This is a genomic window from Pauljensenia sp. UMB6358 (assembly GCF_030216865.1).
Classification (GTDB): domain Bacteria; phylum Actinomycetota; class Actinomycetes; order Actinomycetales; family Actinomycetaceae; genus Pauljensenia; species Pauljensenia turicensis_A.
Genome location: NZ_JASOMS010000001.1, coordinates 80,112 through 99,527, shown reverse-complemented (window position 1 = coordinate 99,527; position 19,416 = coordinate 80,112). Strand labels below are relative to the sequence as shown.

Annotated in this window: 13 protein-coding genes; 6 read left to right on the top strand and 7 right to left on the bottom strand. The window is 55.5% G+C overall.

Annotation, left to right across the window (positions count from 1 at the left end; all coding sequences use genetic code 11):
* The first annotated feature begins 9 nt into the window (after positions 1 to 9).
* Positions 10 to 1,554, top strand: a complete 1,545-nt coding sequence (locus QP381_RS00475; protein ID WP_285067361.1) for a hypothetical protein — start codon at positions 10 to 12, stop codon at positions 1,552 to 1,554.
* A gap of 124 nt (positions 1,555 to 1,678) precedes the next feature.
* On the opposite strand, the gene QP381_RS00470 is transcribed toward QP381_RS00475, so the two are convergent.
* Positions 1,679 to 2,293, bottom strand: a complete 615-nt coding sequence (locus QP381_RS00470; protein WP_006681142.1) for a cation transporter — start codon at positions 2,291 to 2,293, stop codon at positions 1,679 to 1,681.
* Positions 2,294 to 2,542: 249 nt separating this feature from the next.
* A complete protein-coding gene (locus QP381_RS00465; RefSeq protein ID WP_285067359.1) occupies positions 2,543 to 5,260 on the bottom strand; it encodes a Cna B-type domain-containing protein in 2,718 nt (905 codons plus the stop codon).
* A gap of 415 nt (positions 5,261 to 5,675) precedes the next feature.
* Here QP381_RS00465 and QP381_RS00460 point away from each other — a divergent pair, with 415 nt between their 5' ends.
* Positions 5,676 to 8,513: a Cna B-type domain-containing protein gene (locus QP381_RS00460; protein ID WP_285067519.1), complete on the top strand. Its 2,838-nt coding sequence runs from the start codon at positions 5,676 to 5,678 to the stop codon at positions 8,511 to 8,513.
* A gap of 182 nt (positions 8,514 to 8,695) precedes the next feature.
* Here the strand turns inward: QP381_RS00460 and QP381_RS00455 are convergent, their stop codons facing one another.
* Positions 8,696 to 9,532 carry an ADP-ribosylglycohydrolase family protein gene (locus QP381_RS00455; RefSeq protein ID WP_103632566.1) on the bottom strand — a complete coding sequence of 279 codons (837 nt, stop codon included), beginning with the start codon at positions 9,530 to 9,532 and terminating at the stop codon, positions 8,696 to 8,698.
* Positions 9,533 to 9,748: 216 nt separating this feature from the next.
* Here QP381_RS00455 and QP381_RS00450 point away from each other — a divergent pair, with 216 nt between their 5' ends.
* Genes QP381_RS00450 through add form a run of 3 tightly spaced genes read left to right on the top strand, consistent with a single transcriptional unit; the run spans position 9,749 to position 13,973 of the window.
* Positions 9,749 to 11,176: a purine-cytosine permease family protein gene (locus tag QP381_RS00450; RefSeq protein WP_285067358.1), complete on the top strand. Its 1,428-nt coding sequence runs from the start codon at positions 9,749 to 9,751 to the stop codon at positions 11,174 to 11,176.
* Positions 11,177 to 11,205: 29 nt separating this feature from the next.
* Complete coding sequence (locus tag QP381_RS00445) at positions 11,206 to 12,966, top strand: adenine deaminase C-terminal domain-containing protein (RefSeq protein WP_285067357.1); 1,761 nt, start codon at positions 11,206 to 11,208, stop codon at positions 12,964 to 12,966.
* An 8-nt stretch (positions 12,967 to 12,974) separates the two neighbouring features.
* The gene (gene add / locus QP381_RS00440) at positions 12,975 to 13,973 is read left to right on the top strand and encodes an adenosine deaminase (protein ID WP_103631843.1); all 999 of its coding nucleotides are present in this window, start codon (positions 12,975 to 12,977) and stop codon (positions 13,971 to 13,973) included.
* Positions 13,974 to 14,054: 81 nt separating this feature from the next.
* On the opposite strand, the gene QP381_RS00435 is transcribed toward add, so the two are convergent.
* Both QP381_RS00435 and QP381_RS00430 read right to left on the bottom strand, forming a co-directional pair.
* Entirely contained in the window at positions 14,055 to 14,255 is a 201-nt protein-coding gene (locus QP381_RS00435; RefSeq protein ID WP_141089599.1) for a hypothetical protein, read from the bottom strand.
* Between the two features lie 81 nt (positions 14,256 to 14,336).
* Positions 14,337 to 14,528: a DUF2254 family protein gene (locus tag QP381_RS00430; protein ID WP_285067356.1), complete on the bottom strand. Its 192-nt coding sequence runs from the start codon at positions 14,526 to 14,528 to the stop codon at positions 14,337 to 14,339.
* A 62-nt stretch (positions 14,529 to 14,590) separates the two neighbouring features.
* Between QP381_RS00430 and QP381_RS00425 the strand changes: the two genes are divergently transcribed.
* A protein-coding gene (locus QP381_RS00425; protein WP_285067355.1) for an IS3 family transposase occupies positions 14,591 to 15,816 on the top strand; the annotation gives its coding sequence in 2 pieces (ribosomal slippage) (positions 14,591 to 14,885 and positions 14,885 to 15,816; 1,227 coding nt in all).
* A gap of 53 nt (positions 15,817 to 15,869) precedes the next feature.
* Here the strand turns inward: QP381_RS00425 and QP381_RS00420 are convergent.
* Both QP381_RS00420 and QP381_RS00415 read right to left on the bottom strand, forming a co-directional pair.
* Positions 15,870 to 17,597, bottom strand: coding sequence for an ABC transporter ATP-binding protein (locus QP381_RS00420; RefSeq protein ID WP_285067354.1), 1,728 nt, complete (start codon positions 17,595 to 17,597; stop codon positions 15,870 to 15,872).
* Between the two features lie 6 nt (positions 17,598 to 17,603).
* On the bottom strand, positions 17,604 to 19,340 hold the full coding sequence (locus QP381_RS00415) for an ABC transporter ATP-binding protein/permease (protein ID WP_101627830.1): 1,737 nt from the start codon (positions 19,338 to 19,340) through the stop codon (positions 17,604 to 17,606).
* Positions 19,341 to 19,416 lie beyond the last annotated feature (76 nt).

Below are 19,416 nucleotides of genomic sequence, written 5' to 3'. Positions count from 1 at the left end.
GGAGGAACAATGAAGAAGTGGTTACGCGCCACAACTGCTTTCGCAGGCGCGGCAGCACTGACACTGGGAGGTGCCGTTGCCGCTGTAGCAGCAAACAGTGTTGACGACGCCAGCCATGTCAAGAGCTTTGACGTTACTTGGAGTAACAACGTAAAACGGTACGACCCGAAGCTTGAAGGCACCACAGTTTACATGCCTCTGTACTGTGAGGTCTACGAATTCAAAAACGGTCAAGCAACCGGCGACCCGCTTGGCTACGAGTGGCCAATGCTCAAACTAACCGTTGGTAAAGATGAGCAGATTCCACTCAACGTGGACCCTAAGAATCCCCGAAACCCCAAGTACGAGGGTGTTGATAAGATCGGCGTTGACGACTGCTACCAATATCGTAACGGCAAGTACGGACCCAGCCAATTCACTTTTTCAACTGGATATAGTAATGGCGTGAAACAAGTCTATATGGACCAGCAGGCCAATACCGATTTCACGTTTAAGTTGGTTGAAGGCGAGTGGGATGGGGAAACCTATCTAGGTGAGATTCCCGACGGCAAGGCACCCACAATCACAATTGGGGTATCGCAGCATAAGGCCGGAGACGCAGTTACAGAAGATGGCCAAAAGGTTTACAAGCCCCTTATCACCAAGCGTGGCGACCCTGCTGCAAACAAGTATGTTTTCGCCGACGGGGAGTCTCATAGGCCCTCTGCCGAAATCATGCCAAGTCGTGAAGATACTCCTATTACTCGCGCTTCAATTGGCAATAGCCTGAACATGTTCTCTGGATATACGGGTCGTTACCAGTGGTACCAGTTGACCGCGTCAATTGATGATCCAGAAGAGGCTAAGCTCTTCCGCATTGAAAGCGTTGAAGGTAATGACCTTGACGGCTGGACTGTAAAGGTAAGCTCTGTTGTACGCAAGATTACCCCCGAAGCTCCGACCGTTGTAGATTCCAACAAGTGCGGAGTTGCTGGCACGGTCCAGGTTCCTGAATCCAAGTACTTTGACTACGAGCAGGTTCAGCAAGGCACCACTGTCTCGGTAGCGGCTCTACTGAAACAGGATTTTAAGGACAAGTTCGTGGTTGAGGGTGACACGCAGTGGGAGCTCAGCGTCGCTTCTCAGCCGTGCACAGTAGATCCAGCTGAAGAGTTGGCAACTCCTGTTGCTCCGAAGCTGATCAATCCGTCCGCTGCTGATCCTTCTTCTTGCACCGTCGAACCTTACGTGACGATCCAGAAGACCGAGGGCGTCGCCTACACCGTCACCGCAAACGGCGTTCAGCTGAAAGCTAACAAGGATGGCAACTACAACTACCCGTACAACTCGAAGGTAGAAGTTAAGGCCTCCGCTCTGGATGGTTACTTCTTCGCTGACGATGCTGTAGCCGAGTGGACCTGGGACAGCCACGATACTGCGATGGACCCAGCATGTAAGCCGGCTGAGCCAAAGAAGAAGATCGCTAAAACTGGTGCTGAGGTTGCTTCCCTCGTCGGCCTTTCCGCCGTACTGCTTCTTGCAGGTGGTGTGCTCACCGCACGCAAGTTCATGTAACCAACGAGCAACACGCAACCTGCCTACAGGCGAGTAGTTGCACAGAATCCCCGGAAGGGGAGCTGAGTGATCTCAGCTCCCCTTCCGGGGTTTCTTTACCCATCTAGCCTAGGCTTATTCGCGCCTACTCATCATCGAGCTCAAGCTCCGGAGTTTCTGCACGAGCTTGCTCAAACACTTCTGCCGCAGCCGAGAGGTTGATGAAGCCGATAACAAGACCAACCGCGATGTCTGGCCAGGGGCTGAACCAGAACACCATGACAACGCCAGCGGCAAGGATCAAAAGGTTTGCGAGCACATCATTGCGGGCGGCCAGCCAGGCACCTCGCACTAATGCTGTATCGTGCTTACGCAGTTGCAGTAGTAGTAGCGCGCTGGCGAGGTTGATTAGCATTGCGATGATGGCGGTTACCGACAAGGTGAGTGGCTCCGGCGCCTCCCCGGAGATCATTTTCCATATCGCGGTGCCAAAAGCCGCAACTGCGGGAATGAGGATGAGGCCGGCCAGGCCGTAACTGGCTTTCCTCCTGCTTGCTACCGACCAGCCCAGGGCGGTGAGCACAAGCATGTTAATGAGGAAGTCTTCAAGGAAGTCGGCGGCATCTGCAAAGAGTGCGACTGAGCCAATGATTGAGGCGATCACCAGTTCAATGATGAAGCCGATGAGGTTTAGGATGGCAACCCAAGCAACGATTCGCCGGGCACGAGTGTCAAGATTCTTAGCGGTATACACGAGCATAGATTGTAGCTAATATCTTCAGATGCTTCGCGAGCCATCCTTTCCACCGTGATAGTTGTATTGGTGCGCGTTGGTTCCCTCTGACGGGGCACTAATCGAACGAAGTTAATGTGACCGGATAACGATAACAAAACACCTCCCAGGGATTGCCGGGAGGTGAATGTTGTGCATGACTAGCTCACTCGATAATGAGGAAGCCAGTTACTGTGCCGGGTGGGTCCGCTAAACGGCGGGCCCACCCGCACTTGCTTATGGACGACGGCGCTTGGATACAGCCCAGATTCCCGCAGCGAGCAGGGCAACGCCCCCTACTACTAGGCCTTGAACTGCCGAGCCGGTGCGACCCAACGAAGGTGGGATGTCCTTGGTGTTAGTAACCACGTACCCCTCGGCCGCGCTACCGCTAATGGAGGAGGTGTAGCCAGGAACTTCTACCTCAACCACCGTGTAAACGATCTCAGTCTTTTTACCATCAACCGTCACATACTTCGGCAGGTCGGTAAACGTACCCTTCCAGCCATTCTCGGCAGTCAGTTCCACAGACTTATCCGTCTGTTGACCATCAGCCAACAAGTTGATAGTCACAGAACCCGGACGATCAGCCTCCACATCACCAGACCACCGCTTCTCAACAGGTACCGAGGTAACTGGCGGAGCGTCCTTGGTGTTAGTAACCACGTACCCCTCGGCCGCGCCACCGCTAATGGAGGAGGTGTAGCCAGGAACCTCTACTTCAACAACCGTGTAAACGATCTCGGTCTTCTTACCGTTAACCGTCACATACTTCGGCAGGTCGGTAAACGTACCCTTCCAGCCATTCTCGGCAGTCAGTTCCACAGACTTATCCGTCTGTTGACCATCAGCCAACAAGTTGATAGTCACAGAACCCGGACGGTCAGCCTCCACATCACCAGACCACCGCTTCTCAACATCAATCGACGTGGGAGGTTCGTTAACGATCTCGACCTCGATCGTCTTTGTGTCTTTGTTTTCCGTCACTACTGCGCCGTGAGACATGTAGCCATCGACGTCATGTTCGACGAAGGTCAGCGGGATCTTCTCGCCTGTCGCGGCGCCAATAAGGGTACTTGGATCGGGATAGTTGGCTAGCTCAGCCTTCCAACCATTCTCCTTTGTGAGCTTGATGGTCTCAAGTACCTTGTCCCCCAGCTTCACGTCCACCGAAATGCTCTCGGGGCGATCCTTGGGATCATCATTAGCCCACTTCTTTTCCAACTTCAGTTCCCACGGTTCAGGTTCGCCGAAGGTCAAAGTACCGTTGTTTGCGATACCTCCACCCGACATTCCTGTGCCGGTGGCTACGTTATCGGTGATCTTCACAGTCGCAAGAGTCTCTGCAATCGCCTTAGCGTCCTTAGTTGGCACCGACTTGAAGGCAATGTTGTTAGTAACTGTTTCGTTTGGTTTGATGGCAGTGTTGTCCCCATCAGCTGAGTAGCGTGGGACCTGGCTTTCAGCGGACCAGTTACTGTGAATATTGTATATGGAACCGTCCTGGAACCAAGCGCGGGGGCTTCCGCCGAGCATACGCTCAGTAACCTCGACCGCATGGCCCGCTACTGGCTTATCGAATTCGTGTTTGATAATGCTGGCGAAATCATCACCGGCACCGGCGAGTGTCCCCTTGACGACGTTAGGAGCCTCGTTATCAAAAATCGCTACGCCGCGCGTCACGTGCATAACGGTGGAACCCGTGGGGCAATTCCACACGCCACCACCTTGAGCGCTTGCAGGATGGTTACCAGCGCCTATCACGAAAACATCCTTGATTTTATTACCGCGTATAAGGCCGTTATAAATCGTCACCTCGGCCTTGGTGTCGTTGTACATCGCCCCGCCACCCCAAAAGCCTTGCGAGGTGTTGTCGCTCAGAATTGCAGCGTGGATCTCGGCTTTTGTAGTTCCACCGAACGAGATGCCTCCACCGGATTTTGCGGCCGTGTTAGAAGTAATGTCTGCGCCAGATATTTCAACCTTGGTATCATCCGCACTGATTGCCCCGCCGAAACCAGTGGATACGTTCTCTGTGAACGTTGCACCGCTGATGTCCAGCGTTCCTCCACTTTGATACAGGCCACCACCTTCACCTTTATACTCCCCGTTGTTGTTGCCTTGAACAACGACTCCACCTGATAGCGAAACATCACTATTGACAAAGGCAAGACCCGCACCTAACTCTGTGGTGTTCTCCTTAACGGTTCCTCCAGCGATATTCGCTGAGGTTCCCTCACCGTAAACCGCACCCCCGTAGCCATAGGACCGGGGGTGGCTGACAACGTTCCCGGTTAGTGTTCCACCCGTCATCTCGAAGGTTGGATGTCCACCGTCTCTGGCCCATAGGCCAATCGCGCCGCCGTAGCGCAACCCGTGGTTGCCGCTAAGCGTTCCACCCTCTACTCGCACGGTGCCGTTGTAGGCGGTGATTGGAGAGTATTTTTCTTTTTCTACCCCCGCCGGGAGAAGTTTGCCGGACTCATCCGAAACGTTGTTGCCAGAAAACTCAGCGTCTCCACTGATCGTCAGCGTTCCGCCATTAACAAAAACGACCGGGCCGGTTACCGCAGTGTCGCAGATCGCGCCGCCCACAAGGTTCATATCGCCCGCAACGCTAAACTGCGCGTTGGTGAAAGTCGGACCGGATAGGGTGAGCGTTCCACCCTCTTCTACCGAGAACAGCGGGGATCTCTTTCCGCTGATCTTTCCACTACCCGTGAAGGTGACTTGTTTCCCCGCGGGCACAACCAGCGGCTGAGCACCGTCCTCTACGGTGATTTCTGATGCGATTGACAGTTCTGTTGACTCGCCGTCACCAAGACCCTCTACCGCCGTAATAATGTCGTCCCAAGAACTAATACCGGCTGCTTGAGCTACTCCCCCGGACAACCCGACTGTTGCCAGCACTGTGGCCAGCAAAATCCCGAATGACCGCACCCAAGGGCCCCTCATTATTTGCTCCTCTCATACGAGCGACCTCCGGTCTGCTCAACAACGGGCCAGATTACGCGCAACGTAACTTCGAGTCTTTCACATATGGGACTCAATTCCCAAGTCTTTTCGCGATCATTTGGCTTAGCGAGATTTCTTGTGTTTCCGGCCACTTTTCACGCCGGGCGACATGCCGGATCGTATCTGACGATCCCCGCTAGGTGTTGGCTCGCGTTGTGATTATTTTGTCTACACAAAGTAGTATCTTGTTTCTTCGCGATTCCTCTGACAGTATGGCTTTAGTCCTACTAAGCTCTCCGGCCATTTTCCGAGGCTCTTCTTGCGCTCTAAAGAAAGAAGAAAAGTGAAAAGCACAAAGCGTTACAGTTTTCTCCCCGCCTTGTGGGCAGCATGTCTAACAGTATTTCTAGTGGTGATGGGCACCGGCCTTCCTCCGGTTGCCGAGGCCGCGCCAGAATCCCCGGACCGGCAGGTCCTCAAGTGCTATGAAGAGGGTCGGGTTCTGTACTGTGAGCCGGACCGCTTAGAAGAACTCATTGCGCAGGCTGGAACTACTCCGACCAGGATTGAAATTGGTAACGGTACCGAGACTCTGCTGACGAAGACTATTGTCATTCCCGCTGGCGCAGACATTGAGCTAGTGGACGCAGACATATCTCCGTGGTCATCAGAAAGCAAGATTATTCGTGATGACGGTGATTTCACCGGCAGCCTACTGAAGGTTGAAAAGGGCGCAAAACTCACCCTCTCTGATGGCACCGGAAAAGGCGAGGGCATCACTATCGACTCGCGCGCACAATACGACAATGTTGTGACGGGCTCCAGCTTCTCACCCACAATTCTTGTGGAGGGCGAACTGGTGATGAACGCGGGCACCGTTACTGGTGCGCGGAAGCTGAGTGGCTTCTATCAAGGTGCTGTCACGGCGCAGGGCGAAGAATCTAAATTCATTATGAATGGTGGAACGATCACCGATAATCACCGCCTGAAAAACAACCCCGGAAGCGTTCAGCGTGGCGCAGGTAACGTTGCATTGAATTCCGGCGCCACGATGGTTATGAACGGTGGCGAGATCTCCAAGGGCGAAACAGATACATCGGCGGGCGCTTACGGTGAAGTAGGCGGAATTGGCGTCTTTAACGGTGCCCACCTAACAATCAACGGTGGCAAAGTCACGCAAAACACGGGGTGGATTGGGAATATTAATGTGTTCTCCTGGATCTGGGATTGCCCAGCGCGTGATGAAGACACGACGTCAACGCGAGCAACGTTCGAATTCAATGACGGTGAGATCTCAGAAGGTGATGCAAGCTTTGGTGGCGGTGGCATAAACATCTTCGGAAATGCCGACGTCACGATGAACGGTGGCACCATCGAAAACAACCATGCGGGCAACGGCGGCGGCGTAAATGCTATGGACCTGTTCGTGTGGGGCGCGGCTGGCACTTGGCAGGAAGTTGCCGGGGACGGTTTCAACTGCACCAAGGCTAAATACGGCGAACCGAATACGGAAGCCTGGACCAAACTTTCCCCCGGCGGCTTCACTATGAATGGCGGTAGCATTATCGGCAACAGTGCTTCCCGCACAGGTGGCGGCGTAAACGTGGTTTCCAACGGTGTACACCTTAACGCAGGTACGATCGAGGGAAATACTGCTAGCCAACAGGGTGGCGGTATCTACGTTGCAACCAAGTCGTACACCGCCCATTTCAAGGACACCCTCATCACCAAGAACAGCGCAACCGACGGAGGCTGGGTTGCAGTCGGCGGCGGTGTTTGGCTCTGCCCCACAGGGAGCATGCTGATACACGTCACGAACGGCGTAGCGGTATTCGATAACGAATCCCCAACGACTGCTACCGATCATCACTGGGGCGATGACATTGCGCATGATGCCTATGGAGGCTCCACTTCCGCACGCATGCTTATCGATTCGCACATGCTAGGTGGCGGCGAACCTACCCTGTATAAGGATGGCGGATTCAATCAGCCTCGTTTCGATGCCGAGAATCCTGGTAAGAAGCAGGTGTTCGATGGTGAGGAGAGGGAATCCGACGAAACCAGTGATTATCGGACCTCGCTTCACAACGCGGGCCTCAAGACCATTACTGACCAGAACGCGAAGAATAACGCGAACTCCTGGGCAAGGTTGATTATCACGAAGAACCAGTCTCCGCGCGGTGGCGGTATTGGCTCAAACGGTGGACTTGAGTTTGGAACCCCAGAAAAGACCGAGGTAAAGGTTTCCAAGGCGTGGAAGGACTCTAAGGGCAACGACCTTGTTGACGAAGCTTCTAAGGTTGCTGTCAAGGTGCAGCTGGTGGGATCAGTTGGCGGTGAGAAGTTCTACATTGGCCAGCCGGCAGAGCTCAATGCTGACAACAAGTGGACGCATACGTTCAAGGACCTGCCCAAGACCAAGACCGTCAAAGGTGAGCAGGTAGAGGTCACGTACTCGGTTGAAGAGCAGGGCGTTGACGGAGCCAACACAGTTAAATTGGAGGGCACCGCGCAGGACGGCCTGAAGATCACTGCCCCACGAGCTATATCACCTGTAAACGTGCAGCTCCTGCAATCTACCGACGGCATTAACACGAGCCCCGTGGGTGATCCAGTAGTGCTAGATGAAACGAATGACTGGACACATACCTTCGAAGAACTACCAGCCACGAAGATCACTGGGGACGAGGCTTCCGGGAACACCGAGGAACTCAATATCTCCTACTCCGTCAAGGAGCTGGGCGTGAGCGGATTTACCATCAAGGTAGAAGGTGATACAGAGAAGGGCTTCACTGTCACGAACACCCAGGTACCTCAACCCACGCAGGTGGATGTGACCAAGGTGTGGAAGGACAATGAGGGTAACGATCTTGACGCGGGTTCAACGAAACCGGTTAAGGTCCAGCTGACCAGAACAATCAATGAGGAAACCAACCTGGTTGGTGACCCTGTCGAACTAAACGCTGAAAACGAATGGAAGCACACGTTCACAGATCTGCCTCGGTTCATGATCAGCGACGGCAAGCGCGCAAGAATCACTTACGCCGTTGAAGAGCTCCCCGTTGACGGCTTCACCTCTACGGTTTCGGGCAATGCGAAGGATGGCTTCACCATCACTAACGTGAAGAACCCGCCGACGGAGAAGCCACGCAAACCGATGCCACGCACTGGTGCTGAGATTGGCTCGGCTATTGTCCTCGCACTTGCCCTGCTTGGTGGCGGCGTAGTGCTAGTAAGGCGCAACCGGGAATAACACACCACATGCGTCGCCCAATAAACCGGGTAGCGCATAGCCCGTAATAGTTTGGCCGGCCACTTCAAGTGAAGTGACCGGCCAAACTCATTTAAGGAACGTTGCGCATAATCTTTGCTCTACTCCCCGTACAGCGCAAGGCTCGGCAGTACCGTGACGGCGCGTAATGGAAGCAGGCTCGCCTAGAGCTCGGCTAGACCAGCCTCGTAGGCAATCACATACCCGCGAAGGTCTTGGGGAAGGTATTCGAGGGCGGTATCGGACATCAATCGCATTTGGGGGTCTACTCCCCCGTTGTGCTTGTAATACGCCCAAGCGATCGAACCGGTGATGGCCCCCATGGTGTCGGCGTCACCACCCAACCAGATGGTGTTTCGGATTGCCTGCTCAAAGCTTTCCGATTCGAGGAAGGCCTGGATCGCCTGCGGCACGGTTTCCTGGCAGGATTCGTAAAATCCGTAGGTGGGTTTGATTTGTTCGATGGTGAAGTCGAGGTCGTAGAAGTTTTCGCGAATGTAGCCTGCTATCTCCTGCTGTGTTTTACCTGTTTGCGCTAGGTAGATCGCGGCAGCTACAGCCTGCGCGCCTTTAATCCCTTCGGGATGATTGTGTGTGACTTCCGCACTGGCCTTCGCTAAATACAAAGCCTCTTCAAGGCTGGTGGCAAGTTCTGCCGCTGCACACACCCGCATCGCACTACCGTTGCCCCACGAGTTGTAAGGCTCTGGATTCTCTTCGCTTAGCCACATCCCAAAACTGCCGCCGTATGCGCCTTTCGGGTCTGGAAACCTGCGCCCCATCGTTTGCATGTGCGATACGAGGAGGTCGTGCAGGTTCTGCTCCGATCTGGTTCGCTCATCGAGTGCCTGGTAGTCCTTGATGGCCATGGCAACCGCGATGGTCATCAAGGAGTCATCAGTGAAGTCCGCTGCTTGAGGAAACAGCTCAAAGTCGTAGGTATCAACGGGCTGGAACTCATAGTCTGAGCCCACAATGTCACCAATAATCGCGCCAATCATTCTCTGCTCCCTGTTCAACTATTGTTGCCGCGGATAGGCATTCTGCATCCAGCTTCGGCAACTATCTTTCGCTTTGCAATCCACTCTATTTCTTTAGGGACGGCATTAAACCAGAAATCGCTTTACAGCAAGTTGAATCGGCCTAGGCGGTTCTATAAACTCGAGATCGGATCCTAACCCAGTTCGGCTGGGCACCTTGAAAACTAAGGAGACAATTTGTCAGATCCAGCGGCTCTTGAAACCTCTTCAGGTATCGATCAACAGGGCATTGATCTCGTGCCACCACATCGTCGGCACGGAAAAGCTATCGACTTATTCTTCCTCTGGGCCGGCACAACCACGAACATCTTCACCGTCTCTTACGGCGCGCTGCTGGTGATTCTTTTCGGCCTCAGTTTCTGGCAGGCTATCGCGGCGATCGTCGTCGGCAACCTCATCGCCTACCCGCTGTTGGCGCTGGCCTCGTTGCAGGGCCCCAAGACCGGCACGACCAACATGACGATCAGCCGCTCTAGCCTGGGTCCTCGAGGCGGACGAGCAAATGGCCTGTTCTCGTGGCTGATGTTGCTCGGCTTCGAAGCTGCCGGTCTGGTGCTCGTTTATTACGCGATTGCCGCGCTACTAGGCATTTTCGGCGTCGATATCTCGGGCGTTACGCAGGTCGCGGGCATCGTGGTGCTCGGCCTTATCCAAATGCTGCTGCCGCTGATCGGCTACAACTTCCTGATGGCAGCGCAGAAATTCGCCACGATCATTTTCGCCTGCGCGTTCGTAATCCTGGCAGTACTGATCCTGCCCAAGGTAAACATCGCGACGGGCGAAGTAGGCGCCGACATCAACGCGATGATTAGCGCGATCAGTCTAGTAGTGGTCTCCGGCGGCCTGAGTTGGGCATGCTCCGGCTCGAACTTCTCACGATATTTGCCCGAAGAAACCAGCCCGTTATCGGTTGGCACCTGGGCCGCGCTGGGCGGTTTCGTGCCGTACCTCTTGCTGCAGAGCCTAGGCGCCGCCATGGCTACGGTCACAGTCGGCCCCGACGTTGACCTCTCCGACCCGCTAGCCGTTCCCGCGATCTTGCCTGCGGGGTTCTCTGTGCCGTTTCTACTTCTAGTGGGCTTCGGCCTGATGGTACAAAACGGCACCAACCTTTATTCGTCGTCACTTAACCTGCAGACCGCCGGCATCCCGGCAAAGCGCCCGGTGGTTGTCGTCACTGACTCGATCATTTGCATCTTGATCACTATCTTCGCGGTCGCCCAGTCGTCGTTCTACGCGCTGCTGAGCGCCTTCGTCGGTTCGCTGAGCGTCTGGCTAGCACCTTGGATCACGATCTATCTCGTCGATTGGGTCATGAGACGCGGCAATTACGATCTGGCTGGCTTGATGAACGACAAGGGCGGGGTCTACTGGGGCATCGGGGGCGTGAAGCTGCCCGGATTCGTCTCGCTGATTGCTGGAATGATCGCTTCCGCGCTATTTGCCAACACCGGATATTTCATCGGCCCGATTGCAGCTGCGATCTCGCCGCAGCACCCGGAATATGCCCCTGACTTGGCGATTCCCGCCGGGATAGTGGTCAGCGGCGTCCTGTTCATAGCACTCACAATCACCAATAAAAAGAAGAACTTAGGGATCGCGTGACCGCGCGCCCCTAGAGCGAAGGAGTAAAAATGCCTAACCGGCACGTAATGGATGTGGCCTACGGCAGGGCACATGCTGACAAAATCATCGAAAACGGCAAGCTGGTTAATGTCCTAACTGGCGAGATCTATCCAGCAGACGTGGCCATCGCGGACGGCCGTGTGGCTGCCGTCGGCGATGTGTCTGTGCAGAAGGGCCCTAATACCGAGATCATCGACGCCGAGGGTCGCTACCTGACCCCGGGTTTGATCGACGGCCACTTGCACATCGAGTGCTCGAAGCTCTCTGTGACGATGCTCGCCGACATGGTCGCACGTTATGGCACCACCTCGGTCATCTCCGGACTCGATCAGGTGTTGGTCGCCGCAGGCATTGACGGCGTCAAGGAGTTCCTGGCGGAGGCCGCCGACTCGTCGGTACACGTCTGGTGGGGAGCACCGGCTAAGGCGCCCTACACCATCCCCGAGTCCAACGTCGGTTATGCGTTCAAGGCCGAAGACCACAAGATAGCCCAGGAGCTGCCCGAGTGCGTCGGCCTCTGGGAGACGGTTCAGGAGATGGTTGAGGACGGCGACGAGGACGTTCTGGCCGCGATGGACATGGCGGAGAAGAACCGACTGCACGCCTTCGGCTGCGCGCCTCTGGTGGACGCCCGCAGGGTGGCTGGATACGCCTCTTCCGGGGTCGTCCTATGCCACGAGTCTTACTCGCCTGAGGAAGAGCTGGAGAAGATGCGCAACGGCATCGACATCATCATCAGGGAGTCGACCGCGGCCCCGATGCTGCGCGAGAACATCAAGCTGGTCACCGAGATGGGCGCCCCGAGCGACCGTGTCGGTTTCTGCACCGATGACATAACCTCGAGCGATGTGCTTGGCCGTGGCCATCTCGACTACGTGGTTCGCCTGGCCATCGAGTGCGGCGTGACCCCGATGCAGGCAATTCAGATGGGCTCGATCAACACCGCCCGCATGTACAAGCTCGATCACAAGATCGGCTCGATCGCGCCCGGCCGCTTCGCCGACATCCTGTTCGTGGACGACCTGAATGACTTCCGACCCGCACGCGTGATGACCGCTGGCCGCATCGTCGCCGAGAACGGCAAGTCGGTCGTAGCTCCGGTGGCGCCCGAGCGCACCTCGGTTGTGACCGACACCTTCAAGCTGAAGGAAGTGGACGCAAGCCGCATCAAGGTCGAGGCCGAGGGCTCCAAGGCAGTCGTTCAGGCGATAGTGCTCAGCAAGGACGTGGCCTTCCGCCGTCCCGGCGCGGAGATCGAGCTGGACATCGTCGACGGCGTGGTTCAGCCCTGCACCGAAAAGGACGCAATCATGGTTGCCGTCGCCGAGCGCTACGGCAAGACCGACAACCTGCCGGTTGCCTTCATCAACGGTTTCGGTATCAAGAAGGGTGCGATCGCGACCTCCAACTCGCCAGATGACAACAACGTCGTGGTGGCCGGAACCAATGCGGCAGACATGGCCCTCGCTATCAACGAGGTGACTAGGCTTGGAGGTGGCCAGGTGGCTGTTGCCGATGGCGAGGTCATCGGCAGGTTGCCACTGCCGGTAGCCGGCATCGTAGCTGACATTCCAGCTGAGGAGATGGCCGCTGCCGAACAGGAGATGGATCGCATCGCCCGCGAGGAGTTGGGCAGCGATCTGCCGTCGCCGTTCGGCCAGCTGTTGTTCCTGTCGATCACCGCAATCCCGGAGTGGGCGATCACCGATCTGGGCCTGATCGACTGCGTCAAGTTCGTCGTCACCGATCCCGTAATTTCCAGCAACTAGGACTCAAAGTGAAGATTTCACCCTTCGTTCAGAAACTGCCCAAGGTTGAGCTGCACCTACACATCGAGGGCACGCTCGAGCCGGAGCTGAAGTTCAAGCTCGCCGAGCGCAATGGCATCAAGCTCGCCGAGGAAACCCCCGACCAGGTTCGCGAATCATACGATTTCGACGATCTGGCGTCCTTCCTGGCTGCGTACTACGACGGCATGAACGTGCTGCTGACCGCCGAGGATTTTTACGACCTAGCCATGGCATACCTGAGCAAGGCAGCCGAGCAGAACGTGCGCTACGTGGAAATATTCTTCGACCCCCAGGCGCACACCTGCCGTGGCGTCTCGTTCCACACCGTCATCCATGGTCTGCACCGCGCCCAGGTCGAGGCCGAGAAGAAGTTGGGCATCAAGTCAGCTCTGATCATGTGCTTCCTGCGCGACTTCCAGGCCGAGTATGCGATGGCCACGCTGACCCAGGCCCTGGATTACAAGCACTGGATCATCGGCGTCGGGCTGGACTCCGACGAAACTGACAATGCGCCCGAGAAGTTCGCCGAGGTCTTCGCTCGCGCTCGCGAGGAGGGCTTCCTGCTGACTATGCACGCCGACGTCGACATTAAGAACTCGATCGAGCACATCCGCCAGCTGATCGAGGAGATTAAGGTTGACCGCATCGACCACGGCACTAACGTCATCGAGAACCCCGACTATGTGCAGTATCTGGTGGACAACAAGATCGGCCTGACCAGCTGCCCGATTTCCAACACCTGGGTTTCGGACGGCTCCAAGACTCAGCTGATCAAGCAGTTATCTGACAAGGGAATGAAGATCTGCATCAATTCCGACGACCCTGCATACTTCGGCGGCTACATCGGCGAGAATCTGCAGCTAGTTGCCGATGAGTTGGACGCAGATGAGGACTTCCTCAAGCAGCTCTGCCTGAATGCGGTGGATATTTCGTGGGCCACCCCGACGCTCAAGAATCAGTTGCGGGAAGAGATTGCCGCCTGCTAAACCTTTCCAGCAACATAATTGGAGCCTTGGCTCAATGAAGCTGCTCCTCCGCACTTCAACTCGGAGGGGCAGCTTTTATCTTTAGACGCCGCTGTCTGGCGGGGGATCCTTCAGCAGATCCTCCTCCCAGGCAGCCTTCTTCACACTTTCTAGGTCGACCGGGTCCTCGATATGTTTCTCAGCAGCCGCAATGATTCGCTTCTGCTGCTTGACAACGAAGCGCTTGATGTTTTGGCCGGCGACGCTATAAACCGATTCGAGAACCTGCAGCAGCGAGATCACTACTAGGGGTTCGTCGGAACCATTGCGATGTATCTCGCCGCAGAAGTCGTCAATTATCTCCTCGAGTTCCCTCGCGGCCGCTCAGACCAGTAGCCTGCCGTTCTCGTCGTGCTTAACCTGCGGGTAGATCGGGTTCTTAACCAGGTCTCGAAGGATGGTTGAGCACTGCCCGATGACATGAATGGCCGTAGTCGGATCGTTGACGCCAGAACTCAAGGCTCGTACGCCGATATCGAGCACCTGGCGCAAGCCTGTTTTAGACAAGTGGGTCAAAAATGAACAGGAATGAAGCGTCCTGGGTTTTGTTCCTCGGTTTTTTCGAGGAGGATTGGGTTATGGCCCAACGTTATTCAGCAGAGTTCAAGTCTCGGGCAGTGCGGCTTGTCGTGGAGCGGTTGCGTGATGATCCGTCATTGTCGGTGACCGCAGCGTTGTCCGACACAGCTCTCAAACTCGGTGTCGCACGCGAATCGCTACGCCGATGGCACACTCAGGATCACATTGATAGTGGCTGTCAGGTGGGGATCACGAGCGAGGAACATGCCGAGATCCGACGGTCATGCAAGGAGAACAAGGAGCTACGGCGCACCAACGAGATCCTGAAGCTCGCCTCGGCTTTTTTCGCCTCAGAACTCGACCCCCACGGCAAGAGATGATCGCGTTCATTGATTCATATCGTGATCATTTCTCGGTTGAGTGCTTATGCCGTGTGATGAATGAACACACCGAAGGCGGCTTCCTTACTCCGCGTGGATATCGGCTAGCCAAGTCAAGACCAACGTCGGCTCGCTCGTTGCGTGATGATCAGCTGTTCGCTGAAATCGCGCGGATTCACGCCGAGAACTACGGGGTGTATGGGGTGCGGAAGATGTGGCACGCGATGGTCCGGGCCGGCTGGGAGATCGGACGAGATCAGACAGCGCGGCTGATGAAGCTCGCTGATGTCAGTGGTGTGCGCCGGGGCCGGTCCCCGATCACCACCAGGCCTTCGCCGGCTCCGGACTCGCGCCCGGACCTGGTCCAGCGCAACTTCCATGCCGATGGCCCGAACCGGCTATGGGTTGCTGACATCACCTATGTCCGTACCCGGGCCGGGTTCGTTTATACGGCCTTCGTCACCGACGTGTTCTCCCGGATGATTGTCGGATGGTCCACCCGCTCAACACTGAGGACTGAAGACCTACCACTGGAGGCCCTCGATCAGGCGATCAGCCAAGCCAAGGGAAACCTTGCCTCCCTGGTTCACCATGCCGATCATGGCTCTCAGTACGTCTCTATCGCGTACGGAAACATGCTTGCCGACCATGGCATCGCCTCCTCGACCGGAACGGTTGGCGATTCCTACGACAACGCCCTCGCCGAGACAGTCAACGGGCTCTACAAAACCGAGCTGATCTACTCCCAGCCCTGGGCCGGGGTAACAGAGGTTGAGTTCGCGACCATGAACTGGGTCCACTGGTGGAACACCACTAGGCTCCACGAAGCCCTCGGACACCGCACCCCCATCGAGGTCATCAACAACTACAATCAGACCCATGCCACAAAGCTGGCACCCATTTAAGAAGCGGAACAAAACCCAGGACGCTTCATAAAACCAGGTGATTTAGCATCCAACTAGGTTATTTGGCTCCCAAGAAGAGAGGCGTAAGTGGGGTTGTTTTTGAGCTGCTCGTGAGACCCCGCAGCAACAATCCGCCCATCCTCAAGAACAATAATGTGCTCAGCTATGCGAATAGAGGCAAGCCTGTGAGCAATAACAACCGTCGTGCGATCAGCCCGCGCGTGGCGCATGTTCTGAGCAATAGACGCCTCGAGGAACGGGTCAATATTAGCTAACGGCTCGTCGAGGATCAGCATATCCGGGTTACGTAAGAAAGCACGCGCAATCCCAACTCGCTGGCGCTCGCCGCCAGAGAGCGTGGTTCCTCGATCCCCCACCCTCGTGTCAAGCCCACCCAGCGAAGTCACCAACTCGCTAATATCGGCATCCGCAAGGGCCCTCCACATATCCTCATCAGAAGCATCAGGGTTAGCCAAAGTAAGATTGTCGCGCACAGTTCCAGCAAAAATATGACAATCCTGAGGCACCAGTGCCAGCCGGTCGCGGTAGCGGTCCGGCTCATAGCCACGCAAATTCTTCCCATCAAAACGCAGCTGCCCAGAACGCGGATCCAAATAGCGCATAGCAAGATTAGCCAAAGTAGTTTTACCCGCCCCAGACTTACCAACTATCGCAACAGAACGTTGAGGATTAGCAGTGAGACTAACTTGATTGATCACCGGAAGGTCAGGCCGGTAGGCAAACACCGCGTTATCAACAACGAAATAGTTCGCCTCCCCGTCATAGGTTGTGTGCTGAGGTTCCGGGATAGCAGGAATTGGGTCTTTCACCTGAAGAATAGTGTTAATCCGATGCGCACAGGCACCGATCTCTCCCACACGCCCAAGCATCCCCACCAACGTAATGGCCGGTGTGGAAACCAGCCCCGACAAAACCACCGCAAGGGGAAGTATCGCCACGTCCAAACTGCCGTCAAGCACACGCCCAGTGAGGATAACTAACAAAATTGTAGAGCCGATCGTGGTAACGATCATCGCGAACGTTGACTCCCACGCTTGCCGCATGGTTTGTGCGTTTTTTGTGGCCTGCACTTGGCGCGTCAAGACAAGAATAAGTTGGTTTTGTTTCTCAACCATTCCAAGGGAACGCAACTCGCGTTGCCCCTGAATAGAATCCAACACCGCAACCCGCAATTCAGCTAGCTGACTACGTATCTGCGCACCCTGCATACGTTGAAGAGGCATAAGGATGAGGGGAAATATGATCATAGCAATGGTGGGCACTAGCATGATCAGCCCCAACGGACCCACAAAACTCACAAGAACACCGGTGAACACTACTGGCGAAAACACCGCACAGATTGCGGTAGAGGCAGTGTGCGCATAAAACCACTCAAGCTGTTCGGCATCATTCATAGCCGCTGACGCCACATCGCCGGTACGTTTACCATGGAGCCCAAGTGGTGCGATCCGTTCTATAGCCCCATAGATATGCACTCGCAAAGTGTGCAAAATTCGGTAAGCGACCTCGTGCGACCACCACACTTCGAACAGGGTGCTGACCGCATAAACTGCCACCAAGGCGAACAGCAAAGTCGCCAGTGGCGTGAGGTTATGAGCGGGGTCGAGAATGAACTGGGTTGAAACCCACACGGACGTAACCGATACGCCCACAACACTGATTTGCGCTAAAGCGGTGACGATCGTGGACGCCACGAAAAGAGGAACACATTCGCGTAGTCGTTTCATCAGCGCCATGAAGTCGCTAAACGTAGAAAACATGGTCGATCAGGCTCCTAACTGTGCGTCAATAAGCTGCGACCACGCATTGTCTTCACCGGCCAGAATCCGTGGCGCACCAGCGCACAACACGCGACCATCTCCCATCACCACAACGTGGTCCGTTTGTGCAGCAACATCCGTACGGTGGGTGACCAGAATCAGCGTGAGGTCTGGGTAGGCGTGGCGGATATTCGACAGTACAGTAGTCTCAGTCTGTGTATCCAACGCGGACGTAGATTCATCGAGGATCAGCAACGGACACTGGCGAATCAGAGCGCGCCCAATCGCTAACCGCTGTTTCTGCCCGCCAGAAAGATTGTGCGCGTGCTCTTCAATCACCAGGTCGAGCACACTATCATCCCCCGCTTGACCGCTGACCCCCTGGTGTAAGTCGTTAGCGCATGCCAAGGTTAAGGCGTTCATCATTGCCTTGTCATCCGCTTTCGGATTAGCTTCAGCCAATATGGATCTGATAGTTCCGGGAAAAATAATCGGATCTTGCGGAACCAGGGTAGCTACCTGCGCGATGTCCAGTTGGTCTGCTTGCACGCCGCCAACGGTGATCGTTCCACTATTGGGATGGTCAAAACCCATCAGCAGACCTAGTGCCGTGGATTTACCCGACCCGGACAGACCGACCAAAGCAGTTGTTTTACCGGGTGGCGCGTCGAACGTGACGTTTGAAAGCGCGGGCTCCGTAGCGCCCAAGTACGTGTAACTGGTATCGATAAAGGACACCCCGGTGCCATCCTGGCGATGTCCAGCCACTACGGAGGGTTTGTTGTGGACGTCCTCTTGATTGAATAGTTCACTCATTGCTGGCAGAGCAGAAATTCCAAAGAATGCCTCATGCCAGCACGTTGACAATGCGCTAAACGGGCGAAACAACTCAATCGATAACAAAGTGATGATGAACAGGTGGCTCAGCGGCATGTCTTCCGCCCGTATCAAACTGATAGCGATGACCAGGCCGAGAGCAGGGCCAAGCACCTTCATCATGCTGGACAGGCCGGTTTCTCCCAGTGAAAGGCGAAGCTGCCCCATTGTTGTTGACAGCAATTGACGTGATTGCTTGGCCAGTTTTTCGCCGTGAGTCTGAGCAGCCCCAAATGATTTCAACGTCGCCATGCCCATCATGGCGTCAACAAAGTCCGCGTTGAGATCCTCATACGAAATCCAGTGGGACTGCCCTCGATCAGCAAGGGCTTTATCCCATAGCCGCGGAATAGCGATAATCGCAAGGCCACAGACCAGTAGCACTCCTGCAATCAGCGGGCTGATTGTCCCGATAGCTATCGTCAATCCTGTAGCGGTAATGACAGTGACTGCCAACTGGGTGAAGTACTTAACGAAATAGGGTTCCACTGCCTCTACCCCATCGGTAACAACCGACTGTATTTGCCCGGAACGGCCCAGCCCTGCTCGCATAGGACCGCGAGCGTCAAGTTGTCCGAGCAGGGCTTGCCGCAACCGGCTTTTCACCACCAGTCCCGCACGGTTTTGTAACAGTCGCCCTCCCACATCCACTAGCGGGCGAACTAATAGCAAAATGACGATAGCTACGATCAGGCCCATCACTGTAGGCATGTAGCGGGTAGTGAGTAGCTCGTTAAACAAGATCGCGTTACACACCGCAGTAGCGATGAACAAACCAGAGACGAGGACGCCCGCCAAAATGGAGGGAGCCAACAGCCTCACGGATACTCCAGCGGCGCGCATCACTAAGCGCTGCTTCATGAACATGGTCATCTACCTTCGCATCTTTAGAGCAATGAGGACTAGACACCAAATTACACTTAGGTTAGCCTTACCTGAGTGA